26 protein-coding genes are annotated in these 25,884 nt (G+C 62.6%); 11 read left to right on the top strand and 15 right to left on the bottom strand.

Features of this window, described 5'->3' with window-relative positions; all coding sequences use genetic code 11:
- Window positions 1–68: 68 nt before the first annotated feature.
- From MFF34_RS22350 to MFF34_RS22335, 4 genes are read right to left on the bottom strand one after another with little or no spacing between them, the layout of a single operon-like run.
- Entirely contained in the window at window positions 69–272 is a 204-nt protein-coding gene (locus tag MFF34_RS22350; protein WP_033694179.1) for an SEC-C metal-binding domain-containing protein, read from the bottom strand.
- Window positions 273–279: 7 nt separating this feature from the next.
- The gene (locus MFF34_RS22345; protein ID WP_186682779.1) at window positions 280–756 is read right to left on the bottom strand and encodes an LEA type 2 family protein; all 477 of its coding nucleotides are present in this window, start codon (window positions 754–756) and stop codon (window positions 280–282) included.
- 2 nt (window positions 757–758) lie between these two features.
- Window positions 759–1,235, bottom strand: coding sequence for a YchJ family protein (locus MFF34_RS22340; RefSeq protein ID WP_238216505.1), 477 nt, complete (start codon window positions 1,233–1,235; stop codon window positions 759–761).
- Between the two features lie 2 nt (window positions 1,236–1,237).
- Window positions 1,238–1,732 carry a DUF6231 family protein gene (locus tag MFF34_RS22335; RefSeq protein WP_238216503.1) on the bottom strand — a complete coding sequence of 165 codons (495 nt, stop codon included), beginning with the start codon at window positions 1,730–1,732 and terminating at the stop codon, window positions 1,238–1,240.
- Window positions 1,733–1,891: 159 nt separating this feature from the next.
- On the opposite strand from MFF34_RS22335, the gene MFF34_RS22330 reads away from it, so the two are divergent.
- The 3 genes from MFF34_RS22330 to MFF34_RS22320 all read left to right on the top strand — a co-directional run bounded on the left by MFF34_RS22330 (window position 1,892) and on the right by MFF34_RS22320 (window position 3,792).
- On the top strand, window positions 1,892–2,584 hold the full coding sequence (locus MFF34_RS22330) for an OmpA family protein (RefSeq protein WP_027594222.1): 693 nt from the start codon (window positions 1,892–1,894) through the stop codon (window positions 2,582–2,584).
- A gap of 181 nt (window positions 2,585–2,765) precedes the next feature.
- Window positions 2,766–3,041 (top strand): DUF1145 domain-containing protein, encoded by a 276-nt coding sequence (locus tag MFF34_RS22325; RefSeq protein WP_027594223.1) that lies wholly within the window; start codon window positions 2,766–2,768, stop codon window positions 3,039–3,041.
- On the top strand, window positions 3,034–3,792 hold the full coding sequence (locus MFF34_RS22320; protein WP_238216501.1) for a collagen-like protein: 759 nt from the start codon (window positions 3,034–3,036) through the stop codon (window positions 3,790–3,792). The genes MFF34_RS22325 and MFF34_RS22320 overlap by 8 nt, the downstream gene beginning before the upstream one ends.
- A 35-nt stretch (window positions 3,793–3,827) precedes the next feature.
- Here MFF34_RS22320 and MFF34_RS22315 read toward each other — a convergent pair whose 3' ends face one another.
- Entirely contained in the window at window positions 3,828–4,292 is a 465-nt protein-coding gene (locus tag MFF34_RS22315) for a CopD family protein (protein WP_238216499.1), read from the bottom strand.
- Between the two features lie 97 nt (window positions 4,293–4,389).
- Here MFF34_RS22315 and dinG point away from each other — a divergent pair, with 97 nt between their 5' ends.
- The 5 genes from dinG to pdxH all read left to right on the top strand — a co-directional run bounded on the left by dinG (window position 4,390) and on the right by pdxH (window position 11,872).
- A complete protein-coding gene (dinG, locus tag MFF34_RS22310; protein ID WP_027594226.1) occupies window positions 4,390–6,534 on the top strand; it encodes an ATP-dependent DNA helicase DinG in 2,145 nt (714 codons plus the stop codon).
- 81 nt (window positions 6,535–6,615) lie between these two features.
- Window positions 6,616–8,853 (top strand): beta-galactosidase, encoded by a 2,238-nt coding sequence (locus tag MFF34_RS22305; protein WP_238216497.1) that lies wholly within the window; start codon window positions 6,616–6,618, stop codon window positions 8,851–8,853.
- 120 nt (window positions 8,854–8,973) lie between these two features.
- Window positions 8,974–10,119 carry a serine hydrolase domain-containing protein gene (locus MFF34_RS22300; RefSeq protein ID WP_238216495.1) on the top strand — a complete coding sequence of 382 codons (1,146 nt, stop codon included), beginning with the start codon at window positions 8,974–8,976 and terminating at the stop codon, window positions 10,117–10,119.
- A gap of 99 nt (window positions 10,120–10,218) precedes the next feature.
- Window positions 10,219–11,205 carry an OmpA family protein gene (locus MFF34_RS22295; protein ID WP_238216493.1) on the top strand — a complete coding sequence of 329 codons (987 nt, stop codon included), beginning with the start codon at window positions 10,219–10,221 and terminating at the stop codon, window positions 11,203–11,205.
- 19 nt (window positions 11,206–11,224) lie between these two features.
- Window positions 11,225–11,872 (top strand): pyridoxamine 5'-phosphate oxidase, encoded by a 648-nt coding sequence (pdxH, locus tag MFF34_RS22290; RefSeq protein ID WP_238216491.1) that lies wholly within the window; start codon window positions 11,225–11,227, stop codon window positions 11,870–11,872.
- 31 nt (window positions 11,873–11,903) lie between these two features.
- Here the strand turns inward: pdxH and MFF34_RS22285 are convergent, their stop codons facing one another.
- On the bottom strand, window positions 11,904–12,146 hold the full coding sequence (locus MFF34_RS22285; RefSeq protein WP_085273541.1) for a 30S ribosomal protein S3: 243 nt from the start codon (window positions 12,144–12,146) through the stop codon (window positions 11,904–11,906).
- A 151-nt stretch (window positions 12,147–12,297) separates the two neighbouring features.
- Between MFF34_RS22285 and MFF34_RS22280 the strand changes: the two genes are divergently transcribed.
- Window positions 12,298–12,762, top strand: a complete 465-nt coding sequence (locus tag MFF34_RS22280) for a glycine zipper 2TM domain-containing protein (RefSeq protein ID WP_027594232.1) — start codon at window positions 12,298–12,300, stop codon at window positions 12,760–12,762.
- A 78-nt stretch (window positions 12,763–12,840) separates the two neighbouring features.
- Here the strand turns inward: MFF34_RS22280 and nhaA are convergent, their stop codons facing one another.
- The 8 genes from nhaA to MFF34_RS22240 form a co-directional block, all read right to left on the bottom strand.
- Complete coding sequence (nhaA, locus tag MFF34_RS22275) at window positions 12,841–14,016, bottom strand: Na+/H+ antiporter NhaA (protein ID WP_238216489.1); 1,176 nt, start codon at window positions 14,014–14,016, stop codon at window positions 12,841–12,843.
- 318 nt (window positions 14,017–14,334) lie between these two features.
- Window positions 14,335–15,948, bottom strand: coding sequence for an NAD(P)/FAD-dependent oxidoreductase (locus MFF34_RS22270; protein WP_238216487.1), 1,614 nt, complete (start codon window positions 15,946–15,948; stop codon window positions 14,335–14,337).
- 103 nt (window positions 15,949–16,051) lie between these two features.
- Window positions 16,052–16,726 carry a COG3650 family protein gene (locus MFF34_RS22265; RefSeq protein WP_099430246.1) on the bottom strand — a complete coding sequence of 225 codons (675 nt, stop codon included), beginning with the start codon at window positions 16,724–16,726 and terminating at the stop codon, window positions 16,052–16,054.
- Between the two features lie 237 nt (window positions 16,727–16,963).
- A complete protein-coding gene (locus MFF34_RS22260; RefSeq protein WP_085273538.1) occupies window positions 16,964–17,665 on the bottom strand; it encodes an ABC transporter ATP-binding protein in 702 nt (233 codons plus the stop codon).
- On the bottom strand, window positions 17,666–18,433 hold the full coding sequence (gene livG, locus MFF34_RS22255) for a high-affinity branched-chain amino acid ABC transporter ATP-binding protein LivG (protein WP_027594237.1): 768 nt from the start codon (window positions 18,431–18,433) through the stop codon (window positions 17,666–17,668).
- A complete protein-coding gene (locus MFF34_RS22250; protein ID WP_085273537.1) occupies window positions 18,430–19,686 on the bottom strand; it encodes a high-affinity branched-chain amino acid ABC transporter permease LivM in 1,257 nt (418 codons plus the stop codon). The genes livG and MFF34_RS22250 overlap by 4 nt, the downstream gene beginning before the upstream one ends.
- Window positions 19,683–20,606 carry a high-affinity branched-chain amino acid ABC transporter permease LivH gene (gene livH / locus MFF34_RS22245; RefSeq protein WP_008097482.1) on the bottom strand — a complete coding sequence of 308 codons (924 nt, stop codon included), beginning with the start codon at window positions 20,604–20,606 and terminating at the stop codon, window positions 19,683–19,685. The genes MFF34_RS22250 and livH overlap by 4 nt, the downstream gene beginning before the upstream one ends.
- Window positions 20,607–20,793: 187 nt before the next feature.
- Window positions 20,794–21,909 (bottom strand): branched-chain amino acid ABC transporter substrate-binding protein, encoded by a 1,116-nt coding sequence (locus MFF34_RS22240; RefSeq protein WP_238216485.1) that lies wholly within the window; start codon window positions 21,907–21,909, stop codon window positions 20,794–20,796.
- A 360-nt stretch (window positions 21,910–22,269) separates the two neighbouring features.
- Between MFF34_RS22240 and MFF34_RS22235 the strand changes: the two genes are divergently transcribed.
- Window positions 22,270–22,581, top strand: coding sequence for a DUF2288 domain-containing protein (locus tag MFF34_RS22235; protein ID WP_027594241.1), 312 nt, complete (start codon window positions 22,270–22,272; stop codon window positions 22,579–22,581).
- 203 nt (window positions 22,582–22,784) lie between these two features.
- Window positions 22,785–23,672, top strand: coding sequence for an NAD(P)-dependent oxidoreductase (locus tag MFF34_RS22230; RefSeq protein ID WP_238216483.1), 888 nt, complete (start codon window positions 22,785–22,787; stop codon window positions 23,670–23,672).
- On the opposite strand, the gene MFF34_RS22225 is transcribed toward MFF34_RS22230, so the two are convergent.
- On the bottom strand, window positions 23,572–25,836 hold the full coding sequence (locus MFF34_RS22225) for a bifunctional diguanylate cyclase/phosphodiesterase (RefSeq protein ID WP_238216481.1): 2,265 nt from the start codon (window positions 25,834–25,836) through the stop codon (window positions 23,572–23,574). The two genes, MFF34_RS22230 and MFF34_RS22225, sit on opposite strands and share 101 nt — an antisense overlap.
- Between the last annotated feature and the right edge of the window lie 48 nt (window positions 25,837–25,884).

Genomic DNA, 25,884 nt, shown 5'->3' with positions numbered 1-25,884 from the left:
GCGGCGCTCGATCGCAAAGCCACCCTCACACTAAAGCCCTACACCAGGCCCTCAGTACAACGTGCCGATCAGGCGCCGTGGCACTTCTTGAACTTCTTCTCGCTGCCGCAAGGGCAAGGATCGTTGCGGCCAACGTCCTTCAGGGCGTTACGAACAGGTTCCTGATGGCCGTGGTTGCAGTGCGGGCCGTGCACATGGCCATGGTCGTGATCGTGGTGGTGATCATGATCGTGGTTGCAGTCAGGGCCATGAACATGAGGTTGCTGGGTCATTGCAAAGTTACTCCGGTATGAAATCACCGGGGATTATCTCACCACTGCGCGACAAGTGCAGGTCCCGGTGGAACAGCAACCCGGTGGCCAGCTCGCCCTGCAAGGTGTAATGCAACGGTTGCTCGCTTTTAAGCAGCTTGGCCAGCGGCTTGAGGTGCTGCCACAGGTTGGTCCGCGCGGTGATCTTGAAGGTGCGCCGGGCATGGCCGCCGACGCTGCGCCACACACTGGTCTCATCCTGCACCAGCAGCAGGTCGTTGAGCCGTATCGAATACGCCAGGCTGCGGATGAACAAGCGGCTGTCATTCGGGTTGTCGACGCGCAGGTGCAGCACGAACTCCTGCTCAAGCAGCCTGGCCTTGACCGTTTCGACCCTGACCAGGTGCACCTCAGGTTCGCGCCAGTCGTCGCCGCCCCAGCTGACGCAGCCTGCCAGCAGTGCAAGCAGGGCGCCGAGCAGCAGTACGCGGGCCTGGGCGATCATGCTCAGCTGGCCACGTAACTGGCGCAGCATTTCTTGAACTTCTGACCGCTGGCGCAAGGGCAAGGGTCGTTGCGCCCGGCCTTCAGCCCGACCGTGGGGTCGATGAAGTACCAGCGCCCCTCATGCTGGACGAACGCCGAGCGCTCGCGGTGCTGGTGATCGCCGTCCTCATCGTGCCAGCGCGCGGTGAAGGTGACAAAACCGTGCTCGGGTTGGCCGCCCAGCACCTCGGCGCTTTCCACCTCCAGCCCCAACCAGGTGCTCTGGGCGCTCCAGCTGGCCATGGCGGCGCGGTCCAACGCCGCTTGTTGGGCTGGCAGGGTAGTGCTCACCAGGTAGTCGATCAGGCCCAGCACGTAAGCGCTGTAGCGCGAGCGCATCAGCGTCTGGGCATCCGGCGCCGGGGTTCCGGCATGGTAGTGCCCGCAGCAGGCGTCGAGCAGGTTGCCACTGCCGCAACGGCAGACCGAGACACTCATCATCACCACCAGTACTTTCCAAAATTTTCAGGGTTGGCCCAGAATCGTGCATTGAGCCAGTCCGGGACTTGCTTGTAGTCATGTAGATCATAGGTGAAGAGGCTCAACACCTGCCCTTCACGACGGAATTTTTCACTGGCAGACAAGGCCAGGGCGAAAAAGTCGGTGTCTTGCCAACCGCAGGCCGAGAGGTCGGCCAGCACCGCAACCCGGCTGGCATTAAGGTTACGAATGCCGCCCAGCAGTTCCAGGCCGGTACGCTTGGGCAGGTGCTCCAGGCAGTCCACCAGCACCGCCAGGTCGAAGCGTTGACCGGCAAGGTCTTCCGGCAACGGGCCGGGTGCAGTCGTTGCGATGGCCACCTGCGGGTGTGCCTCGGCAAAGGCGTCCAGTGCGGGGAAGCGCGTGCCTACCAGCAACAGGCGTTGAGGGGTAAAACGCTCGAGCAGGGCCGCCAAGGCCTGCTGGGGCGTGCGCTGGGAAAAACCGTCGGTCATTGCCAATCCTCGTTCAAGTCATCCAAGACTAACGGGCCGCGGCGCCTGGGCAAAGCGGCATGTGACCGCGTCGTGGCTTATTGCTGGCAGGGATGGATTGCGCGGTCTTTACTCCCAGAGATCGGCCTTATGCCGATTCCCCTAGGAGAAGCAACGAAAATGAGCATAGTACGCACAGCGATACCCTTGGTACTGCTCACCAGTGTGTTGACTGGTTGTGCAGGTTTGCAAAAAACCGACTGGCCGAAGTGTGCTGCCGTCGGGGGCGTAGGCGGCGCCGCCTTGGGTGCCATCGAGAGTTCCAGCTGGGCTGGCTGGGGCGCGTTGTTGGGCGGTGGCCTGGCGGCGGGCTATTGCTGGGCCCATGGCGATGGCGACGAGGATGGTGACGGCGTGCCGGACAGCCGTGACAAGTGCCCCGGCACCCCACGCGGTGTGCAGGTCGATGCCAATGGCTGCCCGCCAGAACCGGTCGCGGTGGTCGAGGAAGTCGTGGTGCAGAAGGAAGAAGTCATCGTCATCCGCGATGTGCACTTCGAGTTCGACTCTGCGCGTCTGACCGCCAAGGATAAAGAGCGGCTGAACACCATCGCCACCCGCCTCAAACAGGAAGCACCGAGTGCCCGCCTGAGTGTCAGCGGCCATACCGACAGCGTGGGCTCTGACACCTATAACCAGAAACTGTCCGAGCGCCGTGCCCATTCGGTGACCGATTACCTGGTCGAGAGCGGTGTGCCGCGCAGCAGCTTCGTCTCGATAGTGGGTGCCGGTGAAACCCAGCCAGTGGCTGACAACGCCACGGCCGATGGGCGCGCCATGAACCGTCGCACCGAGATCAAGATCCAGCGGTGACGGCCAGCACCAGCGTCCGCGCCTGGAGCAGTGGCGCGGTCGCAGGCTGCTGGGCAGTTCGATCCGACAAGCGTCACTGCAGGGCCTCTGGCGCACGCCTTGGCATTACAGGTACTGTTGGTCGCACGGCTCGCTCGAACGGGCCGCTTCGACATAACAATAAATGTAGAGGGGCGGGGCTATGAAGTTCATCCTGGGCCTGGGCAAGGTCCTGACCGTTATCTTCTGGGGCGTGGCGCTGTTCAATCTGTTGATGCCGCAACCCTTGCCATTCAATCTTCTGATCAACGCCGCAGGCATTGTCTTGCTGAGCCTGCATGTGCTCGAGGTGTTGTTCTTCAACGCCAGCCTGCGTGGGCGCAGCCACCGCTGGTTCGACCGCTTGCAGATCCTGCTGACGGGGATCTTCCATGTCATGTCCATTCCTCGTGCGCAGGAGGCGCCGCGCAATGCGTAATCTGATGTTGCTGGCGGTGTTGGCCGCGCCCTTGGCCCAGGCCGAAAGCCTTGAAGTGGCTTCCAATTCCATGCTGCGCTTGCCCGACAAGTCGGCCAGCGTGCACCTTGAGTCCCTGCGCGTGGCCGACTCGGCGACGTTGATATTGCCTGCCACGCTTACTGAGTTGAAGGTCGATCACCTGCAGCTGGGGCGTGAGGCGCGTATCGCCATTGCCCCCGCTGACCACCCGCTGCGCATCGAAGCACGCAGTGCCCGGCTGGGTGAGGGCAGCCAGATTAGTGCCCCGGGTGCGCCAGGCACCTACCAGCGTGCGGCCCGTTCCGGGCGAAGCCTGGACTTGAAGCTGGATGAGTTAGAGGCCGAGCAACTGTCGATCGATGCCCGAGGCGGTGCCGGCGCGCCGGGTTATGCAGGCCTCGATGGTGCCAACGGCCAAGCCGGGGGCTGCACCTGGGGCCAGGCCAGCCGCGGCGCCAATGGCGATGATGGCGGCAACGGGCATGACGGTGCGGCGGGTGGGCGAATTCGCCTGAGTGTGCCGCAGGGCTTTGCTCAATCGCGCATTGTGGTGCGCCTGGATGGCGGCGCCCCGGGCCAGGCCGGTACAGCGGGCAAGGCAGGCAAAGGCGGGGCGAGTAAAGGGTGTCTGGTCTATCGCACCGATGCAGGTGCCAGCGGGCGGCCGGGGCAACCGGGCCAGCCAGGTCTGGCCGGTGCCTCGGGTGAGTTGATCCTGCAGCGCCTTTGACCCGCGCGGGCGGCGCGGCACAGGGATCGCGTCGCCTACAGCACCCACCGCGAGCTGGCCACTGCCACCACCGCGATGCCCAGTAGCAGGTTGATGCCGACCATCTGTCGAATCCTGCCCAATACTGCGGCCCCCGTCGCCCAGTCCTCGGCCTGCACGGCTGTTTTCAGCTCTGGCAGCAGCAAGGCCTGGATGCGCATGAACAGGGCGAACATGGCAATGCCGCCACCGATCATCACATGCACGTACTTGGGCGCGGTCTCGAAGCCTGTGAAGCGCATGTGCAACATGCCGATACCGCTGATCGCCAAAATCGCGACAGCCAACCAGACCCATCTGAAGAAGCGTCGGAAAACTTCCACCCACAACCGCAGGCGCGCAGGCCCGTCGAGGGCTGCAACCGTTGCCGGGCGCAGCACTAGCCAGGCGAAGAACATGCCGCCGACCCAGACCAGCGCGGCTAGGACATGCAGTGTGTAGGGGAGGGCAAAGGCAAGCATCCGGATCTCCATGCGGCATAAAGGGCAATAGCGGGGTATGATAGCCGCCCATGCGAAACACTGAAAATATATCCAGCCCTCCGGGCGCCTGCAGACCATGATCAGCAACGAACTCAAAGCCACCATCCAGGGCGCCTACTCGCGTTTTCTCGAAGCCAAGAGCCTCAAGCCGCGCTACGGCCAGCGCCTGATGATCGCCGAAGTGGCCAAGGTGCTCGGCGACATCGCCTGCGACGATGAAGGCCGCCGTGCCGGCGAGCCTGCCGTTGTCGCAGTCGAGGCGGGTACCGGTACCGGCAAGACGGTCGCCTATGCGCTGGCCGCGATCCCGGCCGCCAAGGCTGCCGGCAAGCGCCTGGTCATCGCCACCGCGACCGTCGCCCTGCAAGAGCAGATCGTCTTCAAGGACCTGCCCGACCTGATGCGCAGCAGCGGGCTGAATTTCAGCTTCGCCCTGGCCAAGGGGCGCGGCCGCTACCTGTGTCTGTCCAAGCTCGATGTGCTGCTGCAAGAAGGCCATGCACAATCGGCCACTGCGCAGTTGTTCGAGGAAGAAGGCTTCCACATCGAAGTCGACGAGCGCAGCCAGAAGCTGTTCAACAGCATGATCGAGAAACTGGCGGGCAACCGCTGGGACGGCGACCGCGACAGCTGGTCCGAAGCCCTGGAAGACCAGGACTGGGCACGCCTGACGACCGATCACAGCCAATGCACCGGCCGCCATTGCCCGAACTTCCAGCAGTGCGTGTTCTATAAAGCGCGCGAGGGCATGGGCAAGGTCGACGTGATCGTCACCAACCACGACATGGTCCTGGCTGACCTGGCCCTGGGGGGCGGCGCGGTGTTGCCCGACCCACGCGACACCATGTACGTGTTCGACGAAGGCCACCACCTGCCAGACAAAGCCATTGGCCACTTCGCGCATTACTCGCGCTTGCGCTCCACCGCCGACTGGCTGGAGCAGACCGCCAAGAACCTCACCAAGCTGCTGGCCCAGCACCCGTTGCCGGGTGACCTGGGCAAACTGATCGAACAGGTGCCGGAGCTGGCACGGGAGATCCGCACCCAGCAGCAGTTCATGTTCACCTTGTGCGAACAGGTCGCGGACTTCCGCCCTAGCGAAGACACCGAGGGCCGTGAACGCCCGCGCTATCGCTTCGAAGGGGGCGTAGTGCCAGAGCAGATCCGCGAGGTGGGCATCGAACTGAAAAAGGGCTTCGCCCGCCTCAACGACCTGTTCACTCGCCTGGCTGACCTGCTGAAGGAAGGCATGGACGGTGAAGTGAATATCGGTATCGCCAGCCACCAGGCCGAAGAATGGTACCCGCTGTTCGGCAGCCTGGTGACCCGCGCACAGGGCAACTGGGAGCTGTGGACGGCCTTCACCGCCGAAGACCCCGAAGACAGCCCGCCCATGGCGCGCTGGCTGACCCTGGCCGAAAGTGGGGCGTTGTTCGACATCGAAGTCAACGCCAGCCCCATTCTCGCCGCCGAAATGCTTCGTCGCAGCCTGTGGAGTGTCGCCCACGGCGCGCTGGTGACCTCGGCCACGCTCACCGCCCTGGGCAAGTTTGACCGCTACCGCATGCGTTCGGGCCTGCCGCGTGATGCCGTTACCTGCGTGGTCCCCAGCCCGTTCGTGCATGGCGATGCCGGCCTGCTGCGGGTGCCCGACCTGGGCGCCGACCCACGTGATGCGGCGGCGCACACCGCCGCCATCATCCGCGAATTACCTAACATGCTCGACGATGCCCGCGGTGCGCTGGTGCTGTTCTCGTCGCGCAAGCAGATGCAGGATGTGTTCGACGGCCTGGACCGGGACTGGCGCAAGCTGGTGCTGATCCAGGGCAACCTGTCCAAGCAGGAAACCCTGAACAAGCACAAGGCGCGGGTCGATGACGGCCAGCACAGCGTGTTGTTCGGCCTGGCCAGCTTTGCCGAAGGTGTCGATTTGCCCGGTGCCTATTGCGAGCATGTGGTGATCGCCAAGATCCCCTTCGCCGTGCCCGACGATCCGGTCGAGGCGGCCCTGGCCGAGTGGATCGAAGCCCGCGGCGGCAACCCGTTCATGGAAATTGCCGTGCCCGATGCCTCGTTACGGCTGATCCAGGCCTGTGGTCGGTTGCTGCGGACCGAGCAGGATCGCGGCGTCATCACCTTGCTCGATCGGCGCCTGGTCACCCAGCGCTACGGCAAGGCTATTCTCAATGCGCTGCCGCCCTTCCGGCGGGAGATTTCCTGACGGCCGGAGCACACTGCTCCGGCTTGTTGTCCATCACTCAGTCTTGGGCTCACGAGGGCCCTGAAGGAGAGCCCCAGCCCTATGGTCCGCCGTACCCTGCCTGTCGTATTCGCCCTGTTGTTCAGCTCGCCCTTGCTGGCCGGGCAGCAGACGCTGTTCAGCTTCGTGCGCCCGGCCTCGGTGGTCAACGTGGTGACCGAAGATGCCGGCATGCCGCAGTACAACGCAGAGCAAACGGCCGGGGGGGAGGTGCTGCGGCGTGTGGTGTTCAACCCGGTCGAGCGGCCGACCCTGCGCCTGAGCCCACAAAGCGGTGCCTGGGACTGGTCGGCCGGGCAGTTCCTGACCTTGCGCCTGCAAAGCGCCATGGATTGGGCGCTGACTGTGGATGTCACCGTGCTGGGCACTGATGGCCGCACGCTGACCAGCCGCATCGACCTGCCAGCCGGGCCGGCCCAGACGGTGATGGTGCCGCTCACGGCCACCTCGCCGTTGAGCCAGGGTATGCGCGCTGGCCCGCCAATGCCGTGGATGTATGCCGGCCAGCGCCTGTTGCTGACCAGTAGTGCGGGCGCGGTAGACCTCAAGCAAGTGGCCTCTGTCAGCCTGACGATCCCCAACCCCAAGGTGGCACAGAGCCTGCTGATCGAGAAAGTGGGTATTCAGGATGACGACCAGGCCTACAAAGCTGCCTACCACGAGCTGATTGACGCTTATGGCCAGTCCACGCGTGGCCAATGGCCTGAAAAAATCGGCAGCGACGAGCAGCTCAAGGCTGCCGATGTGCGCGAACAGCAGCAACTCAAGGGCTGGCTGGCAGAGCTTGGCAAGCAGCCCCTGGACACCTATGGCGGGCTGCTGGACGGGGCGGCGTTCGAGGCCAAGGGCTTTTTCCGAACCGAGAAGCGTGATGGCCGTTGGTACCTGGTAACGCCGGATGGGCACCCGTTCTACTCGCTGGGTGTCAACGCCGTGGCCGCAGATGGCGGGCGCACCTACGTCGAAGGCCGTGACGGCATGTTCAAGGCGCTGCCCGGCGATAGTGATCCGCTGGCGGCGTTCTATGGCAAGGGTAACAACGACGACGGCAATGCCTCGTCGCAAGGGCGCAACTTCAAGCAGGGGCGATGGTTCGACTTCTATGCCGCCAATATCCAGCGCACCTATGGCAAACCTTGCCCGCCCAGCGTTGAGGGGCAGCCTGCGGCTGAGTGCCCGCCGGTGCTGCTGGATGCCTCGCGCTGGCAGACGCACGCGCTCGATCGTCTGCAAGCCTGGGGTTTCAACACCCTGGGTAACTGGAGCGATCCGGCGTTCGGCCAGGCCAAGCGCATGCCCTACACCTTGCCGCTGTCGATTGTCGGTGACTACGCCAGCATCAGCACGGGCATGGACTGGTGGGGCAGCATGCCCGACCCCTTCGACCCCCGGTTCGCCATGGCCACCGAACGCGCGGTCGCCATCGCCGCCCGGGACCACCGTGATGACCCGTGGCTGATCGGCTACTTCGCTGACAACGAGCTGGCCTGGGCCGCACCGGGCAATGACCCCAAGGCCCGCTACGGGCTGGCCTACGGCACACTGCGCCTGACCACCGACGTGCCCGCCAAGCGCGCCTTCCTTAAGCAACTGCGGGACAAATACCGCAACCAGGAGGGCCTGTCCAAGGCTTGGGGGATTGAACTGTCCGCCTGGGAGCTGATGGAAGACCCCGGTTTCGAGGCCCCCTTGCCCAACCCGGAGCACCCGGAAATCGAGCGGGATTACCAGTACTTCCAGCAGGTGTTCGCCGAGACCTATTTCAAGACCATCGCTGACTCGTTGAAGTGGCACGCGCCCAACCACTTACTGCTCGGCGGCCGCTACGCGGTGAGCACGCCAGAAGCGGTCAAGGCCTGCGCGGAGTTCTGCGACGTGCTGAGTTTCAACTTCTATACCCTCAAGCCTGAGGACGGTTACGACTTCGCCCGTCTTGCCGAACTGGACAAACCGGTGCTGGTGTCCGAGTTCCAGTTCGGCTCCCGCGACCGCGGGCCGTTCTGGCCGGGGCCGTTGGAGGTGGCGCGTGAAGAAGACCGTGGGCCGGCCTATGGCAACTTCCTCAAGGCCGCGTTGGCGCAGCCGATGATCGTCGGTGCGCATTGGTTCCAGTACCTGGACCAACCGGCCAGTGGGCGGCTGCTCGATGGTGAGAATGGGCACCTGGGGCTGGTGGCCATCACCGATGTGCCCTATCCAGGGTTCGTCGAGGCGGTGCGTAAAAACAACCAGCAGGCCATTGGTCAGTTGCGCGCGCAGTTGGCCAAGCCGCAGCCGTGAGCCATCGGGGCCGTCAAACGGCCCCTTTACCTGCGACCACCCAGCCTAAGCCAGTTTGCAAAACCGCCAACTACTGAAACAATGCACGCCATTTTCAGAAGGTCGTACGGAGAACAGTGGGTGCAGATCCAGGGTCACTATGAGCTGAAGTTCGAGGCGGTGCGTGAAGCCTTCGCCGAGTTGTTCGATGATCCCCAGGAGCGTGGCGCGGCGCTGTGCATCCAGGTGGGCGGCGAGACCGTGATCGACCTGTGGGCGGGCACCAGCGACAAGGACGGGCAGCAGGCCTGGCACAGCGACACCATCGCCAACCTGTTCTCCTGCACCAAGACCTTCACCGCCGTCACCGCCTTGCAACTGGTAGGCGAGGGCAAATTGGCGCTGGATGTTCCGGTCGCGCGTTACTGGCCCGAATTCGCTCAGGCCGGCAAGCAGTCCATCACCCTGCGCCAGTTGCTCAGCCATCGCGCTGGCCTGCCGGCCATCCGTGAGTTGCTGCCTGCCGAGGCGTTGTATGACTGGCAGGCGATGGTCGATGCCTTGGCCGCCGAAACCCCGTGGTGGGCGCCTGGCACCGAACACGGCTACGCCGCCATCACTTATGGCTGGCTGATCGGGGAGCTGATCCGCCGTGCAGACGGCCGTGGCCCAGGCGATTCGATCGTGGCCCGTACGGCCCGGCCGTTGGGGCTGGACTTCCATGTCGGCCTGGCGGATGAAGCGTTTTACCGCGTGGCGCATATCGCACGCGGCAAAGGTAACCCCGGCGATGCCGCGGCCCAGCGCTTGCTGCAGGTGACCATGCGTGAGCCCGAGGCGCTGTCGACCCGTGCGTTCACCAACCCGCCAGCGATTCTCACCAGTACCAATAAGCCCGAGTGGCGGCGCATGCAGCAACCGGCGGCCAATGGCCACGGCAATGCCCGCAGCCTGGCAGGCTTCTATGCCGGTCTGCTCGATGGCAGCCTGCTCGAGTCCGAACTGCTCGACGAACTCACCCGCGAGCACAGTATCGGCCAGGATCGCACCTTGCTGACCCAGACCCGTTTCGGCCTGGGCTGCATGCTTGACCAGCCCGAGGTGGCCAATGCCACCTTTGGCCTCGGTGCCCGTGCGTTCGGGCATCCCGGCGCGGGCGGCTCGGTAGGTTTCGCCGACCCAGAGCACGATGTGGCATTCGGTTTTGTGGTCAATACCCTTGGCCCGTATGTGCTCATGGACCCAAGAGCCCAGAAGTTGGTCCGCGTCCTTGCCAGTTGCCTTTGATCGGGTAATGCGGGTATTGGCTGACCCCTTTGACTATCCTCAATGTCTACGCGTTAAGTGCGTTGGCAAAATTTCCTTCTATTTCATGGTGTATCGCTGATGTCTTCACATAAAACCTTAGCACTCGCCCTGTGCCTGACCGCCGTTACCGGCTGCGCCAGCCACTCCCCGGACGCCGCGAAGGACAGTGGTTTCAACTGGTGGCCTTTTGGGTCGGACCAGGTTGCCGAGCAGGAAGTGAAGCAAGCCGTCACCGAAAAAGTCGCCAAGGCCGATGCCAAGTCCGAGAGTGCCAGCCGCTGGTGGTGGCCGTTCGGTGGCGACGACACGGCCAAAGGGCCTGTTGTACCGAAGATCGACCAGAAAGCCACCCAGGCCTGGTTGGACGAATACGAGCCCAAGCTGCGTGAAGCGATCAAGGACAGCAAGCTGGAACTGGAGCGCCGTGACAACGTGCTGGCGGTGACCATTCCGGTGGACAGCTCGTACAACCCTGATCGCCCGAACATGCTGCTGCCGATGACCCTGGGCCCGATCACCCGTGTGGCCAAGACCGTCGAGGGCGATTCCAAGACCGCCGTGTTGGTGCTGGGCCATGCCGACAGCAGCGGTGTTGCAGTGGCTAACCAGAAGCTCAGCCTGGAGCGCGCCGCCTCGGTGTCGGCGATTTTCCGCCTGAGCGGCCTGCAACGTGATCGCCTGAGCCTGAAGGGGATGGGGTCGGTGATGCCGCGTGCCGCCAACGACAGTGCCGAAGGCCGTGCACTGAACCGCCGTGTGGAATTGCTGCTGACGCCACAGAACACCATGGTCGCGCTGCTGGCCAAATACCAACAGGCCGCGCCAGCACCGACCCCAGCGTCGATGGTCGCGGTTCAGGATGCCAAGGCACCTGCCGCCAAAGCCGTCAGCACCAAGCCGGCTGCCAAGGCCGCTGCCAAACCGGCCGCGAAAAAGCCTGTCGCCAAGGCCAAGGCACCCGCCAAGACGGCTGCAAAAAGCAAAGCCGCGCCGGCCAAGCCCGCTACCAAGAAGGCGACCACCGACAAGAAAGTAGCCGCCAACAGCCCTGCGAAGACCAACTGATCGTCAAGGAAACGCAGCCATGACTCAAACCCTGGCCGATATGCGCCGCGACTACACCCGTGACGGCCTGGCAGAAGCCCAGGCCCCGGGGGAGCCGTTCGCTTTGTTCCACCAGTGGTTCGCCGATGCGGTGAAGACTGAACAACCCCCGGTCGAGGCCAACGCCTTGACCCTCGCCACGGTCGATGGCGAGGGCCGGCCCCATTGCCGCGTCTTGCTGCTCAAGGGGCTCGATGACCGTGGTTTCACCTTCTTCACCAACTACGAAAGTGCCAAGGGCCAGCAACTGCAGGCCAACCCTTTCGCCGCCATGACGTTCTTCTGGCCGGCGCTTGAGCGCCAGGTACGCATCGAAGGGCGTGTGGAAAAGGTCACGGCCAAGGAGTCGGACGACTACTACCAGGTGCGACCGCTGGGCAGTCGCCTGGGGGCTTGGGCCTCGCCGCAAAGCCGGGTAATTACCGGCCGCGAAGCATTGGAAGCGCTGGTAAAGGCGACCGAGGCGCGGTTCTGTGACACTCAGCCGCATTGCCCCGAGCACTGGGGAGGGTACCGTCTGTTGCCTGAGCGTATCGAGTTCTGGCAGGGGCGGGCGAGCCGCCTGCATGACCGGTTGAACTATCGAGTGGTCGATGGGCAATGGCTGCGAGAGCGGTTGGCGCCTTGAAAACCCTGGGGCCGCTTGCGGCCCCAGGTGTTTATTCCGCTACGCCGGGATAAGCCTCGGCCTCACGTGCCAACCAACTCGCCAGCGCCTTGCGCTTGACCTTCTCTCTGCGTGCCTGCTCCAGCCGCTGCAACATGTAGTCACGCTTCTGCGCATCCTTCCCGGCCATCGATAGCGCCAGGTCGCGGTCCATCCAGCGGCGCATGCGCACATACAGCCACCCATGGAAGTACAGCCCTGCGACAGTTGTCACCACGACGATGAAGTAATCCATGGCTATCCTTGGTCTCACTTGAAAGGCCCCACGATACAGTCCATGCAGGCTGTACCCAGGCTGAATGAAAACAATTTTATTGCGTCTGCGTCGTGACAGCCGTCAACGCGCAGCGTCTAATGGACACCGATGACTTTTGGAGATTTTACCTATGCGTAAATCCGCTTTGCTGGTGGCGACCTTTACCACCATGTCGCTGTTGCTGGGGGGCTGTGCCTCGAGCCTGACCGGCGATAGCTACTCCCGTGATGAGGCCCGTCGCGTGCAGACAGTGCGTATGGGTACCATCGAATCCCTCCGTCCGGTCAAGATCGAAGGCACCAAGACCCCAATCGGCGGTGGCGCTGGCGCCATTGTCGGTGGCGTTGCCGGCAGTGCAGTCGGTGGTGGCCGCGGCAGCATCGTTGCGGCCGTAATTGGTGCAGTGGCCGGTGGCCTGGCAGGCTCTGCCGCCGAGGAAGGCATCACTCGCACCCAGGGTGTTGAAATCACCGTGCGTGAAGATGACGGCAGCATGCGTGCCTATGTGCAGGCCGTTCAGGAAAACGAGATTTTCCGGGTTGGCGACCGTGTTCGCATCATGACCGTTGACGGTACCAGCCGCGTCTCGCACTGAGCCTTGACCCGGTTGTAGCGCAACAATAAAAAACCCCGACATGGCCACGCCAGTCGGGGTTTTTAATGCCACAGTTTTTTAGCTTGCGAGGGGTTTGCGGCTGGCCATGGCAGTGACGGCATAGCCGATGACCGCGGCGAAGAACGAGCCCGTGAGGATACCCATGCGGTCCATGCCCGCATAATCGCTACTGCCTGGCACGAATGCCAGCGAGCCCACGAACAAGCTCATGGTGAAGCCGATGCCACAGAGGATCGCCACCCCCAGCAATTGCCCCCAGTTTGCGCCTGCCGGCAACGCGGCCAGGCCAAGTTTGATCGCGATCCAGGTCAGGCCAAAGACCCCTACCATCTTACCCAGCAGCAAGCCAACAGCGATACCCAGCGGTACTGGATGAGTGAAGCTTTCCAGGTTCATGCCTGCCAGCGAAACACCGGCGTTGGCGAAGGCGAACAGCGGCAGAATGGCGTAGGCAACCCAAGGGTGCAGGGCATGCTCCAGGGACAGCAGCGGCGACGTTTCGGCGTTGCGGGTGCGCAGTGGGATGCACAGCGCCAGGGCGACACCCGCCAGCGTGGCGTGAACACCGCTCTTGAGCACGCACACCCAAAGCACCAGGCCGATGATCAGGTAGGGCCCGAGTTTGACCACGCCAAGCCGGTTCATGGCCAGCAGCGCTACCAGGCAGGCGCCGGCCAGCAGCAGCGAGACGCTCGACAAGGTGCCCGAATAGAACAGGGCAATGACGATGATCGCACCCAGGTCATCGATGATCGCCAGGGTCATCAGGAACAGCTTCAGCGAAACCGGTACGCGCTTGCCCAGCAGTGCCAGCACGCCAAGGGCGAAGGCAATGTCGGTGGCGGTGGGGATGGCCCAGCCGGCGACCGCAGCCGGGTCGTCGCGGTTAATGAACCAGTAGATCAGTGCTGGTATCACCATGCCACCCACCGCAGCGGTAGCGGGCAGGACTATCTGCGAGGGCTTGGAGAGGTGGCCGTCGACCACCTCGCGCTTGACCTCCAGGCCGATGAGCAGGAAGAACAGCGCCATCAGGCCGTCGTTGATCCACAGCAGCAAGGGCTTGGCGATTTCCAGCGCGCCAACCTTGACCGCTACCGGGACGTCGAGCAGGCCGTTGTACAGGTAGGACAAAGGTGAGTTGTTGATGACCAGCGCAAGAACGGCCGCGGCGATCAGCAGCAGACCGCTGGCAGCTTCGAGCTGAAAGAATCGGGTGAAGAGGCTACGCACGGGCTATGGGCTCTCCCTGAGAGATTAAGGATGAAACGGGTGTACACCCTAGCCTGTGGCGATATGCTTTCAAACAAAAACTATATTCGTTTTTGTTATATGTTATTGCTGCCTGGGCTGTGGCAAGCCTAGACGGTGTTGCGGAATACGCGGGTAGGGCAAATCTGATTATCTCTGCAGACTTTTCTTGAGCCCCCGCAGACTCGATTCCGTGTAGGAGCAGCCTTGCGCTGCGAAGAGGCCAGTGGCAGCACATAGATCTTCGCTGTTTTCACCGGCCTCTTCGCAGCACAAGGCTGCTCTTACCCGAAGCGGGCCTTATGCGTTCAGCCCGAGCATATCCCGCGCCACCGCCTCGGCAATGCGAATGCCATCGACGCCAGCGGACAGAATACCGCCCGCATAACCCGCACCTTCGCCTGCCGGGAACAGCCCCTTCAGGTTCAGGCTCTGGAAGTCTTCACCCCGGGTAATGCGCAGCGGCGAAGACGTGCGCGTCTCGATGCCGGTCAGCACAGCATCGTGCAGGTTGTAGCCCTTGATCTGCCGATCGAATGCCGGCAGTGCTTCGCGGATCGCCTCGATGGCGAAGTCCGGCAAGCTGGGCGCCAGGTCGCCCAGGGTCACGCCCGGTTTATAAGACGGTTCGACACTGCCCAGGGCAGTGGACGGCCTGCCGGCCACGAAGTCGCCAACCAGCTGCGCCGGTGCCTGGTAGTTGCTGCCACCCATCACGTAGGCGTGGGCTTCCAGGCGCTCCTGCAGCTCAATACCGGCCAACGGGCCACCCGGGTAGTCGCGTTCCGGGTCGATGCCGACGACGATGCCGGAGTTGGCATTGCGTTCGTTGCGCGAGTACTGGCTCATGCCGTTGGTGACGACACGGCCAGGCTCGCTGGTGGCCGCGACCACGGTGCCGCCCGGGCACATGCAGAAGCTGTAGACCGAACGGCCGTTTTTGGCGTGATACACCAGCTTGTAGTCGGCGGCGCCGAGCTTCGGGTGGCCGGCGTACTTGCCCAGGCGCGCCTTGTCGATCAGCGTTTGCGGGTGCTCGATACGGAAGCCGACCGAGAAGGGTTTGGCCTCCATGAACACGCCCTTGGCGTGCAGCATGCGGAACGTGTCGCGGGCACTGTGGCCCAGGGCCAGCACCACATGGCGCGAATGCAGCTGCTCGCCGCTTTCCAATACCACGCCGGTCAGCTGCCCATCATCGGTCAGCAGGTCGGTGACTTTCTCCTGGAAGCGCACTTCGCCGCCCAGGGCGATGATGTCCTGACGCATCTGCTCGACCATGCCGGTCAGGCGGAAGGTACCGATGTGCGGCTTGTTGATGTAGAGGATCTCATCGGGCGCACCGGCCTTGACGAACTCTTCCAGCACCTTGCGGCCGTGGTGCAGCGGGTCCTTGATCTGGCTGTACAGCTTGCCGTCCGAGAACGTCCCGGCGCCGCCTTCGCCGAACTGCACGTTGGACTCCGGGTTGAGCACGCTTTTGCGCCACAGGCCCCAGGTGTCCTTGGTGCGCTGGCGCACTTCTTTGCCGCGCTCGAGGATGATCGGCTTGAAGCCCATCTGCGCCAGCAACAAGCCGGCAAAGATACCGCAGGGGCCGAAGCCGACCACGATCGGGCGTTGCTCGACCTCGGCAGGGGCGTGGCCGACGTACTTGTAGGTAACGTCAGGCGCGACGCCGATGTTGCGATCGTCTTCGAATGTGTGAAGCAGCTCGGCTTCGTTGCTGGCTTCGAGGTCGATGGTGTAGATGAACAGCAGTTCGCTGTTTTTCTTGCGTGCGTCGTAGCTGCGCTTGAACAGGTTGAAGCTGAGCAATTGCTCATCGCGGATGCCCAGGCGCTGGACGATGGCTTCGCGCAGGGCTTCTTCAGGATGGTCCAGGGGCAGCTTCAGTTCGGTGATTCGTAGCATGGCAGGGTCCAGTATCCCGGCCATGGGCGGCCGGCGGCTTTACACAAACCGCCAAGTATAAGCTGTTCGCCACCTTGACTGGCAGGATAAAAGTGCCCGGCGATCAGTTGTCGCGTGCACCACCGTAGTAACCGCAGCCTTGCAGGGTCTTGCCATCGATGCGCAGCTCGGCGCGCAAGTGACGGACTGCCCCGGTCGCGCTGTCCACGCAGCGTTGCGGTGCGACCCAAAGCTCCACGTGCTGGCCGTTGGCTTCGCTGGTCAGGGTCAGGCCGCCACCGGGTACTTCTTCTTCCAGGAACGGCAGGGGCAGCGGCGCCTGGCCTACGCGGCTGACGACCATGCCTTTGCCGCTGGCTTTGATGTCCCAGTCGGGTTCGTGGCCGTTGGCACGCAGGGTCAGCTGTTTGAAGTTGGGGTCTTCGCAGGCCCGGGTCGAGGGCTCCAGGCGGTACAGGCGGCGGACGTCGAGTTGGCCGTCGGTGTTGGCCTGCTTGCTGCCAGTCAGGCGGCCGCGCACGTCGGCGAACAGCTTGTCGCCAGCATCCTTGGCGAGGTTGGCGGCTTCCTGCAGGATGCCAGTGCTGGCGGCGTCGTTGATCACGAAACGGCGGCTTTCATTACAGGGTTTGAACAGCAACTGGCCCCCGGCGGCGCTCAGTTCGCCCTGCATGCGCGTGGTGCCGATGTTCGGGTCGGTCGGCGTGGCAGCCATGAGCTGGCAGCCAGCGAACAGGGGTAGCATGGCGGCGAGCAGCAGGGAGGGGGTGAGGCGCATGGGGCGGGCTCCGGCGATCGTTGCAAAAGAGCTGGCCACGTTACTCAGGGTGCGCGGCGATCACAAGCTTTGTTGATAGCCTGTGCCGGCCTCTTCGCGGGTAAACCCGCTCCCACAGACCCGCAGAGACTTTCAAAGCTGTGCCATACCTGTGGGAGCGGGTTTACCCGCGAAGAGGCCGGCACAGGCCATATAAATGCAGCAGGTAGAACAAAGGGCCCGAAGGCCCTTTGCTCATCAACCACCCAGATACGCGTCACGCACCTTCGGATCACTCAGCAGCGCTTCACCCGTGCCCTGCATCACCACCCTTCCGTTTTCCAGTACATAGGCACGGTCGGCGATCTTCAGCGCCTGGTTGGCGTTCTGCTCCACCAGGAACACGGTCACGCCGTCACGGCGCAGCTGTTCGATGATGTCGAATATCTGCTGGATGATGATCGGCGCCAGGCCCAGCGAGGGCTCGTCGAGCAACAGCAACTTGGGTTTGCTCATCAGCGCCCGGCCAATGGCGAGCATCTGCTGCTCGCCACCAGACATGGTGCCGCCGCGCTGGATATAGCGCTCCTTCAGGCGCGGGAACAGCTGCAGGACCTTGTCCAGCTGCTCCTGGTAATCGCCCTTGTCGGTGAAGAAACCACCCATGGCGAGGTTCTCTTCGACCGTCAGGCGGGCGAACACGCGGCGCCCTTCGGGGACTACAGCGATGCTCTTGCGCATGATGTGCGAGGAGGTCTGGCCGACCAGTTCTTCACCCAGGTACTTGATGCTGCCACTGTGCGCCTGTGGCGAGCCGCACAAGGTCATCAGCAAGGTCGACTTGCCTGCGCCGTTGGCGCCGATCAAGGTGACGATCTCGCCCTGGTTGATTTCCACGTTGACGCTGTGCAGTGCCTGGATCTTGCCGTAGAAGGTGGAAACGTTCTCGAACTTCAGCATTTACGCTTCCCCCAGGTAAGCCTTGATCACATCAGGATTGTCGCGAATCTGCTCCGGCGTGCCGTCGGCCAGGGGGGTGCCCTGGTTGATCACCACGATATGGTCGGAGATGCTCATCACCAGCTTCATGTCGTGCTCGATCAGCAGCACGGTGACGTTGTGTGATTCGCGCAGGTAGGCGATCAGGGCCTTGAGGTCTTCGGTCTCTTTCGGGTTCAGGCCTGCTGCCGGTTCGTCGAGCATGATGATCCGTGGCTGGGTCATCATGCAGCGGGCGATTTCCAGGCGGCGTTGCTGGCCGTAGGCGAGGGTGCCGGCGGTGCGGTTGGCGAATTCGGTCAGGTTGACCTTCTCCAGCCAGTACTGCGCGCGTTCCATGGCTTCCTTCTCGCTGCGGCGGAAGCTCGGGGTCTTGAACAGGCCTGCGAAGAAGTTGGTGTTCAAGTGCCGGTGCTGGGCGATCAGCAGGTTCTCCAGCGCGGTCATTTCCTTGAACAGGCGGACGTTCTGGAAGGTCCGTACCACGCCCTTGCGGGCGATCTGGTGGCCGGCCAGGCCCTGGATCGGCTGGCCATCGAGCAGGATGGTGCCGCCGCTGGGCTTGTAGAAGCCAGTCAGGCAGTTGAACACGGTGGTCTTGCCAGCGCCGTTCGGGCCGATCAGCGCCACCACCTGTTTTTCCTTGACGGTCAGGGCCACGCCGTTGACCGCCAACAAGCCGCCGAAGCGCATGCTCAGGCCGCTGACTTGCAGAATTTCGCGGCTCATCGACGCAGCTCCATGTGTGGACGTTGCATAGGCAGCAGGCCTTGCGGACGCCAGATCATCATCAACACCATCAGCGCACCGAACATCAGCATCCGGTATTCGCTGAACTCGCGCATCAGCTCAGGCAGCAGGATCATCACGATGGCCGCGAGGATCACGCCCAGTTGTGAGCCCATGCCGCCGAGCACGACGATGGCGAGGATGATTGCCGATTCGATGAAGGTGAACGACTCGGGGGTCACCAGGCCTTGGCGAGCCGCGAAGAAGCTGCCGGCGAAACCGGCGAAGCAGGCACCCAGGGTGAATGCCGAGAGCTTGATCACGGTAGGGTTCAGGCCCAGTGCGCGGCAGGCGATTTCGTCTTCACGCAAGGCTTCCCAGGCCCGACCGATCGGCATGCGCAGCAGGCGGTTGATGACGAACAGCGCCAGCAAGGCCAGCAGCAGCGCTACCAGGTAGAGGAAGATCACCTTGTTGATCGAGTTGTATTCCAGCCCGAAGAACTCGTGGAAGGTCTGCATACCCTCGGCGGCACGGCGTTCGAAGGTCAGGCCGAAGAACTCTGGCTTAGGGATGTTGCTGATGCCGTTAGGGCCGCCGGTCCAGTCGGTGAGGTTACGCAGGAACAGGCGGATGATCTCGCCGAAGCCCAGGGTCACGATCGCCAGGTAGTCACCGCGCAAGCGCAGCACCGGGAAGCCGAGCAGGAAGCCAAAGGTGGCGGCCATCAGGCCGGCGATCGGCAGGCAGACCCAGAAGCTCCAGCCCAGGTAATGCGACAGCATGGCATAGCTGTAGGCACCTACGGCGTAGAAGCCCACATAACCCAGGTCGAGCAGGCCCGCGAGGCCGACCACGATGTTCAGGCCCAGGCCCAACAACACGTAGATCAGAATCAGCGTGGCGATGTCGACCGCACCGCGCGAGCCGAAGAACGGCCAGACCAGCGCAGCCACGATCAGCCCCATGATGATCCAGCGCTGGGTCTTGGGCAGGGTCAGGTAGTTGCTCACCGCAGGCGGGACCAGCTTGCGATCCGAGCGGCGGCCCATGACCGAACTCCACTGCTTGTCGAACAGCACGCGCAGGAACATCAGCACCGAGCAGACGGCGATGATGCTGATGGTGAACGACCCTTGGCTGTGAACTGCCAGGCTGATGCCGTCGATGCTCAGTTTCAGGCCGAGCACCGGGAAGGCCACGGCCCAGACCAGCAAGGCGCTGAAGAACGCCTGTTTAAGATTTTTGTTCATACTTTTTCAACCTCCGGGCGGCCCAGGATGCCGGTCGGCCGGAACAGCAGGACAAGTACCAAGAGACCGAATGCCACCACATCCTTGTACTGGTCGCCGAAAATGTCGGCGCCGAAAGCTTCGGCCACACCCAGCACCAGCCCACCGAGCATGGCGCCCGGAATGCTGCCGATGCCACCCAGCACAGCGGCGGTGAAGGCTTTGAGGCCCACCAGGAAGCCGGCGTTGGGGTTGATCACCCCGTACTGCATGCTCAGCAGCACGGCCGCCACCGCCGCCAGTGCGGCACCGATGACGAAGGTGAGGGCGATGATGTTGTTGGTGTTGATGCCCAGCAGGTTGGCCATCTTGATGTCCTCGGCGCAGGCACGGCAGGCGCGGCCCAGGCGGGAACGGGAGATGAACAGGGTAAGCAGCGTCATGGCCACCAGGGTGACGACGAACACCAGGATCTGCATGTAGCTGATCAGTACTTCTTCAGCACCGCCTGGCCCGAAGGAGAAACTCCCAGGGATCAGGTTGGGGATGGATTTGTCCTTGGAGTCCTGCGAAAGCAAGACGGTGTTCTGCAGGAAAATCGACATGCCGATGGCGGAAATCAGCGGGATCAGACGGTTGCTGTTGCGCAGAGGGCGGTAGGCAACCCGTTCGATGCTGTAACCATAGGCACTGGTGACGAAGATCGTCGCGACGAAGGCGACGGTCATCAGGATCGGCAGCGAATGGATACCCATCATGGCCAGGCCCGCCAGGGCGATGAAGGCCACGTAGGAACCGATCATGTACACCTCGCCGTGGGCGAAGTTGATCATGCCAATGATGCCGTACACCATCGTGTAACCGATGGCGATCAAGGCATAGGTGCTGCCGATGGTCAATCCATTAACCAGTTGTTGGAAGAAATGGTAGATCTCAGGCATTACAGCGCTCCTAAAAACCTGATTTGCATTTCACTGGCAGGGGTACGGCCAGGAAACCGCGGGTGACGGTTTTAAGATTTTCAGGTGGACCGGCCCCCGGATCGCGGGGATCAGGCCCATGAACCTCGTAAAACAAAGCCCACTGCTCGCACAGTGGGCTTCTACGGTCAGCTATTTAGTCACGCAGTTACTGAGGGGAAACTTCAGTCTTCGGCTTGCCGAAGTGCCATTCGTAGACGACGAATTTGAAGTCTTTCAGGTCGCCCTTGGCGTCGTACGACAGGTCGCCGGTAGGGGTCTTGAAGGTGCCGTTGTGGATGGCTTCGGCAACCTTGGCGGTGTCTTCGGACTTGGCGGCTTCGATACCTTTGGCGATCAGCTCGACAGCCGAGTAGGCCGGGAACACGAACGGGCCGCTTGGGTCTTTGCCGTCAGCCTTGATGGCGTCGACGATGGCCTTGTTCTCTGGGTCTGCGTCGAACGACTTCGGCAGGGTAACCAGCAGGCCTTCGGAAGCGCCCTGGGCGATCTGCGAAATGGAGTCGTTGCCGACACCTTCCGGCCCCATGAACTTGGCTTTCAGGCCTTTTTCCTGAGCTTGTCGCAGGATCAGGCCCAGCTCTGGGTGGTAGCCGCCGTAGTAGACGAAGTCGACGTTGTTCTGCTTGAGCTTCTGGATGATCGAGGAGAAGTCCTTGTCACCGGCGTTCAGGCCTTCGAAGACGGCAACCTTGGTGCCTTTCTTCTCAAGGGTCTGCTTGACTGCGGTGGCGATGCCTTCACCGTACTGCTGCTTGTCGTGCAGGACCGCAACGACCTTGGGCTTGACGTGGTCGGCGATGTAGTTGCCGGCTGCCGGGCCCTGGGCGCTGTCCAGGCCGATGGTGCGGAAGATCAGATTGTAACCACGGGCGGTGATTTCTGGACTGGTGGCGGCGGGGGTGATCATGATCACGCCTTCGTCTTCGTAGATGTCGGACGCAGGCTGGGTGGAGCTGGAGCACAGGTGGCCGATGACGAACTTGACGCCGTCGTTGACCACTTTGTTGGCGACTGCCACGGCTTGTTTAGGGTCGCAGGCGTCGTCGTATTCCTTGGCTTCGAGCATCTTGCCATCGACGCCGCCCTTGGCGTTGATGTCTTTGATGGCTTGCTTGGCGCCGATGAACTGCATGTCGCCGTACTGGGTGACAGGGCCGGTCTTAGGCCCTGCGATCCCGATCTTGATGGTATCGGCGGCAAACGAATGGCTGGCTACCCCGGCCAGAACCATTGCGGCGAACAGCTTGGAAATCTTGATCATAGTGCTCCACTCATTCTGTTGTAATTCTTATAGTCCTGGCGGCCAGGGCTACAGACCGGGCGGGATTTGCGGCATGGCCACGCCATACTGCATGCCCACCTTCCCCCGGAACATGTCCCGGAACTGTACCGGTACAGTGTAGAGCGCTGTTCGAGCGCTTGAAAAGCGGTCAAAAAGAGCCTGTTTCCTGGGTTGTCGCTTGATCGACACAAAGATACAGAAAGGCGCCATCAATTTGCCTGTATCTGCGGCCCCACCCCACAAGTTCGGGGCCGATCGACCAAATTACATATTTGAAACCGGGTTTTTCTGCAAAAATACCGTCCTTTTTTATTGGCCGATTTTTGCGGGTACAAACCCATGACTGATCAAACAAGCACCCTCTATGCCAAATTGCTTGGCGAGACGGCAATCATCGAGTGGAAAGCACTGGAGCGCTTCTGGGCGAAGGGTGACCTGATTTGGGTCGACCCTAGCCTGGACCTGATCGCCGTTGCCGAAGCAATGGCCGAGAATCGCAGCGAGATCTTCGCCAAGTGGCGCAGTGATGGCACTGTGGGGCCGGTGACTGCTGAGCAGGCATTGGACCTGCAAAACCGCGATCCAGAGATCTGGGCGGTGGTGGTTTCACCGTTTATCGTGATTCAAGCGAAGCGTTCGGAATCGGCGTGATCGTTTTTGGTGCGTGAAAATGCGCAGCCGCCTCAAACGGGTGCTTGAGGGCGATCAGCCGGGTAGAGGTAAGTAACAATTCGGCGTGGCGGTAACAGTTTACGGGATGCGTAATGTGGCCGCTGCGCGCCCCTTCGCGGGTACACCCGCGCCTTAGGCCCTGACTGCGGCCTCAAAAAATAATAATGTGCCAGGAGTCGTTAATGAGTTCACAACTACCTTCGCTAGGATTCGCCGGCATTGGCCTGATGGGCCTGCCGATGTGTCGGCGCCTGCTGGCTGCCGGCTACCCCTTGACGGTGTGGAACCGCAGCCCGGAAAAATGCGCCGAACTGGTGGCGGCTGGCGCGCGCCTGGCAGAAAGCCCGGCCGCGTTGTGCCGCGACAGCGACATGGTGCTGCTGTGCCTGGCTGACACGCCGGTGGTGCGCGAGGTGGTGTTTGGTGAACAGGGCATTGCCCAGGGCGGGCGCAGTGGCCAACTGCTGATCGACTTCTCAAGCCTCGAACCGACCGCCACCCGTGAGATGGCTGCCGAGCTCGCTGCGCTGTGTGGCATGGCCTGGCTGGATGCGCCGGTGTCCGGTGGCACGCCGGGCGCCGAGGCCGGCACCCTGGCAATCATGGTCGGTGGCGAAGCGGCTGACTTGCAACGCGCGCAGCCGGTGCTGCTGACCCTGGGCCAACGTGTAACGCACATGGGCGCCGTGGGTGCAGGCCAGGTGACCAAGGCTTGCAACCAGATGATCGTGGCCTGCAATGCGTTGGTGATTGCCGAAGTGGTGGCGTTGGCCGAGCAATCGGGGGTTGATGCGACACTGATCGCTGAGGCGTTGGCGGGAGGTTTTGCCGATTCGAAACCCTTGCAGATCCTTGCTCCGCAAATGGCCGAAAGCCGCTTCGAGCCGATCAAGTGGCATGTGCGCACGCTGCTTAAAGACCTCGACAGCGCGGTCAAATTCGCCCGCGAGCAGGGCTCGGCGACACCGCTTAGTGGCCTCGCCGCGCAATTGATGCGCTTGCACGGTAGCCAGGGCTACTTGCAAAAAGATCCGGCGACCCTGGTATCGCTGTATCGCAGCAAGGGCTGAGCACGCCTTTGTGGCGCTCCAGCCGCTCCAGGATGGGCCGCAATTCGCCCAACGCCACCGGGCGGCCGAGCAGGTAGCCTTGCAGGTAGTCGCAGCCGTGGGTTTCGAGGAATTCAAGTTGCTCGACGGTTTCCACCCCCTCACTGACTACCTGCAAGTGCAGGGTGTGGGCCATGACGATGATGGCCTGGACGATCTCGCGGTCTTTCTGGCTGCCGGGTACCTCCTGCAGGAAGGTCCGGTCGATTTTCAGCACGTCCAGCGGCAGGCGCTTGAGGTAGGCCAGTGACGAATAACCGGTGCCAAAGTCATCGATCGACAAGGCCACGCCGAGGGCGCGCACGCGCTTGAGCAGGTTGACCGTGCGATGAATATCGCCCATCAAGGCATTCTCGGTGACTTCAAGCTCCAGGTGGCGGGGCGCCAGCGCCGAGTGATACAGCGCTTTCTCCACTTCGCTGGGTAGCTCATCGTGGCTGAGGGTTACTGCCGAGCAGTTGACGGTGACCTTAAGGTCAGCAAAGCCGTGACGGTGCAGTTGCGCCAGGTCGGCGCAGGCGTGGCGCAGCACCCACAGGTCGAGGTCGATGATCAAACCATTGGCTTCGGCGATACCGATGAATCGGTCGGGCCCGAGCAAGCCGTGTTGCGGGTGCTGCCAGCGGACCAAGGCTTCGAGCTTGGCCACCTGGCCATTGCGCAGGTCGAAGATGGGCTGGTAGTGCACGCACAGCCCGCGTTCCTCCAGGAGCGCGATGCGCAGTTCTTCTTCCAGCTGCAGGGCGAGGGTGGCGCGGGTTTTCAGGCTGTCGTTGAAGAAGTTGAGGCTGTTGCGGCCGTTGCCTTTGGACTGGTACAGGGCAAGGTCGGCGTGTTTGAGCAGCTCTTCAGCGGTGTGGCCATCGTCGGGGAAAATGCTGATGCCGATACTGGTGGTCATGACCATGCGCCGGCCACCCAGGTCGATGGGTTCCTTCATCCGTTGCATGATGCGCTGCGCCAGGTGACGTGCCTCGTCACGGTTGTTGAGGCTGGTGACCACGCAAAACTCGTCGCCGCCGAAACGCGCCACCAGGTCGTGGCTGCGGGTGGCTGCCTTGATGTGGTTGGCAATCACCTTGAGTAGTTCGTCGCCGGCGGCATGGCCAAGGCTGTCGTTGATCCGCTTGAAATGGTCGATGTCGAGGAACATCACCGCCAGGCGGTTTTGACTGGTGGTCTGTTCGGCGAGGCGTTCGGCGAATACCTGATTGAAACCGCGGCGGTTGATCAAGTTGGTCAGGGCGTCGTAATGCGCGGCCTGTTGCAGCGAGGCCCGTGCCTGGTCGAGCTGGCTGAGCAGGATGCTGACCCGACGCAGGTCGTGCTCCTTGCTTTGCAGCTTCTTGTCGGCCAGTGCTGCACTGATGCTGGCGCCACTGATCAGCAGGGTAATGAAGGCAATGGTCAGCCCCAGTTGCAGGCTGTTGTCAGTCGAGGGCAGGCGCAGGGCTGTATCGGCGGGGATGACCAGGGTCATGGCCGACATCGCGGTGAAGTGGGTCGCGACGATGCCACCGGCCATCACCAGGCTGGCGCCGTATTTCAGGGCTTGGTGCAGCGTGCCGCTGCCATTGCGGAAATACCGCGCCAACAGCAACGCCGCGAGGCTGGTGAGCATAGCGATGACCACGCAGGCCAGTAACAGCCCGGTCTGGTAGTACTGCCGGGCGCCGGTCTCGAGGGCGGCCATGCCGACAAAGTGCATCAGGATAATACCGGCACCAATCAGCGCGGCACTTTGCAGGTAATGCTGCACTCGCATTTGGCTGCGGTTGAGGCTGTTCATGCCCAGCCAGGCAACGATCAATGCAATGAGCAACGAGAGGACGGTTAGCGAGACGTCGTAGTGGACTTCCACCGGCGCCTGGAAGGCCAGCATGCTGATGAAGTGCATGGCCCAGACACCGCCAGCCAGGCAACAGGCGCCAAGCACGCGCCACTGGCGTTGCGCTGTGGGGTGTTCGTTGTGGGATTGGCGCTCGGCCATGTCCAGGGTCGCGAAGCAAGCCGCGCAGGCCACGCTAAAGGCGAGCAGAACAAGGAAAGGCTCGTGGCGACAATCGATGACGATGCGTCCGGTTGCCGGCAGATCGGCGAACAGTTGCAGTCCCAACCAGTCCATTGCGTGCCTCTTGGCCGAGTTTTCACGCGTCTCCGGTACACCGCCTTG

It is taken from the genome of Pseudomonas sp. PAGU 2196, assembly GCF_022179005.1.
Taxonomy (GTDB): Bacteria; Pseudomonadota; Gammaproteobacteria; order Pseudomonadales; family Pseudomonadaceae; genus Aquipseudomonas; species Aquipseudomonas kermanshahensis.
The sequence above is the reverse complement of the archived record's forward strand: the minus strand, read 5'-3'. Positions and strand labels throughout refer to the sequence as shown.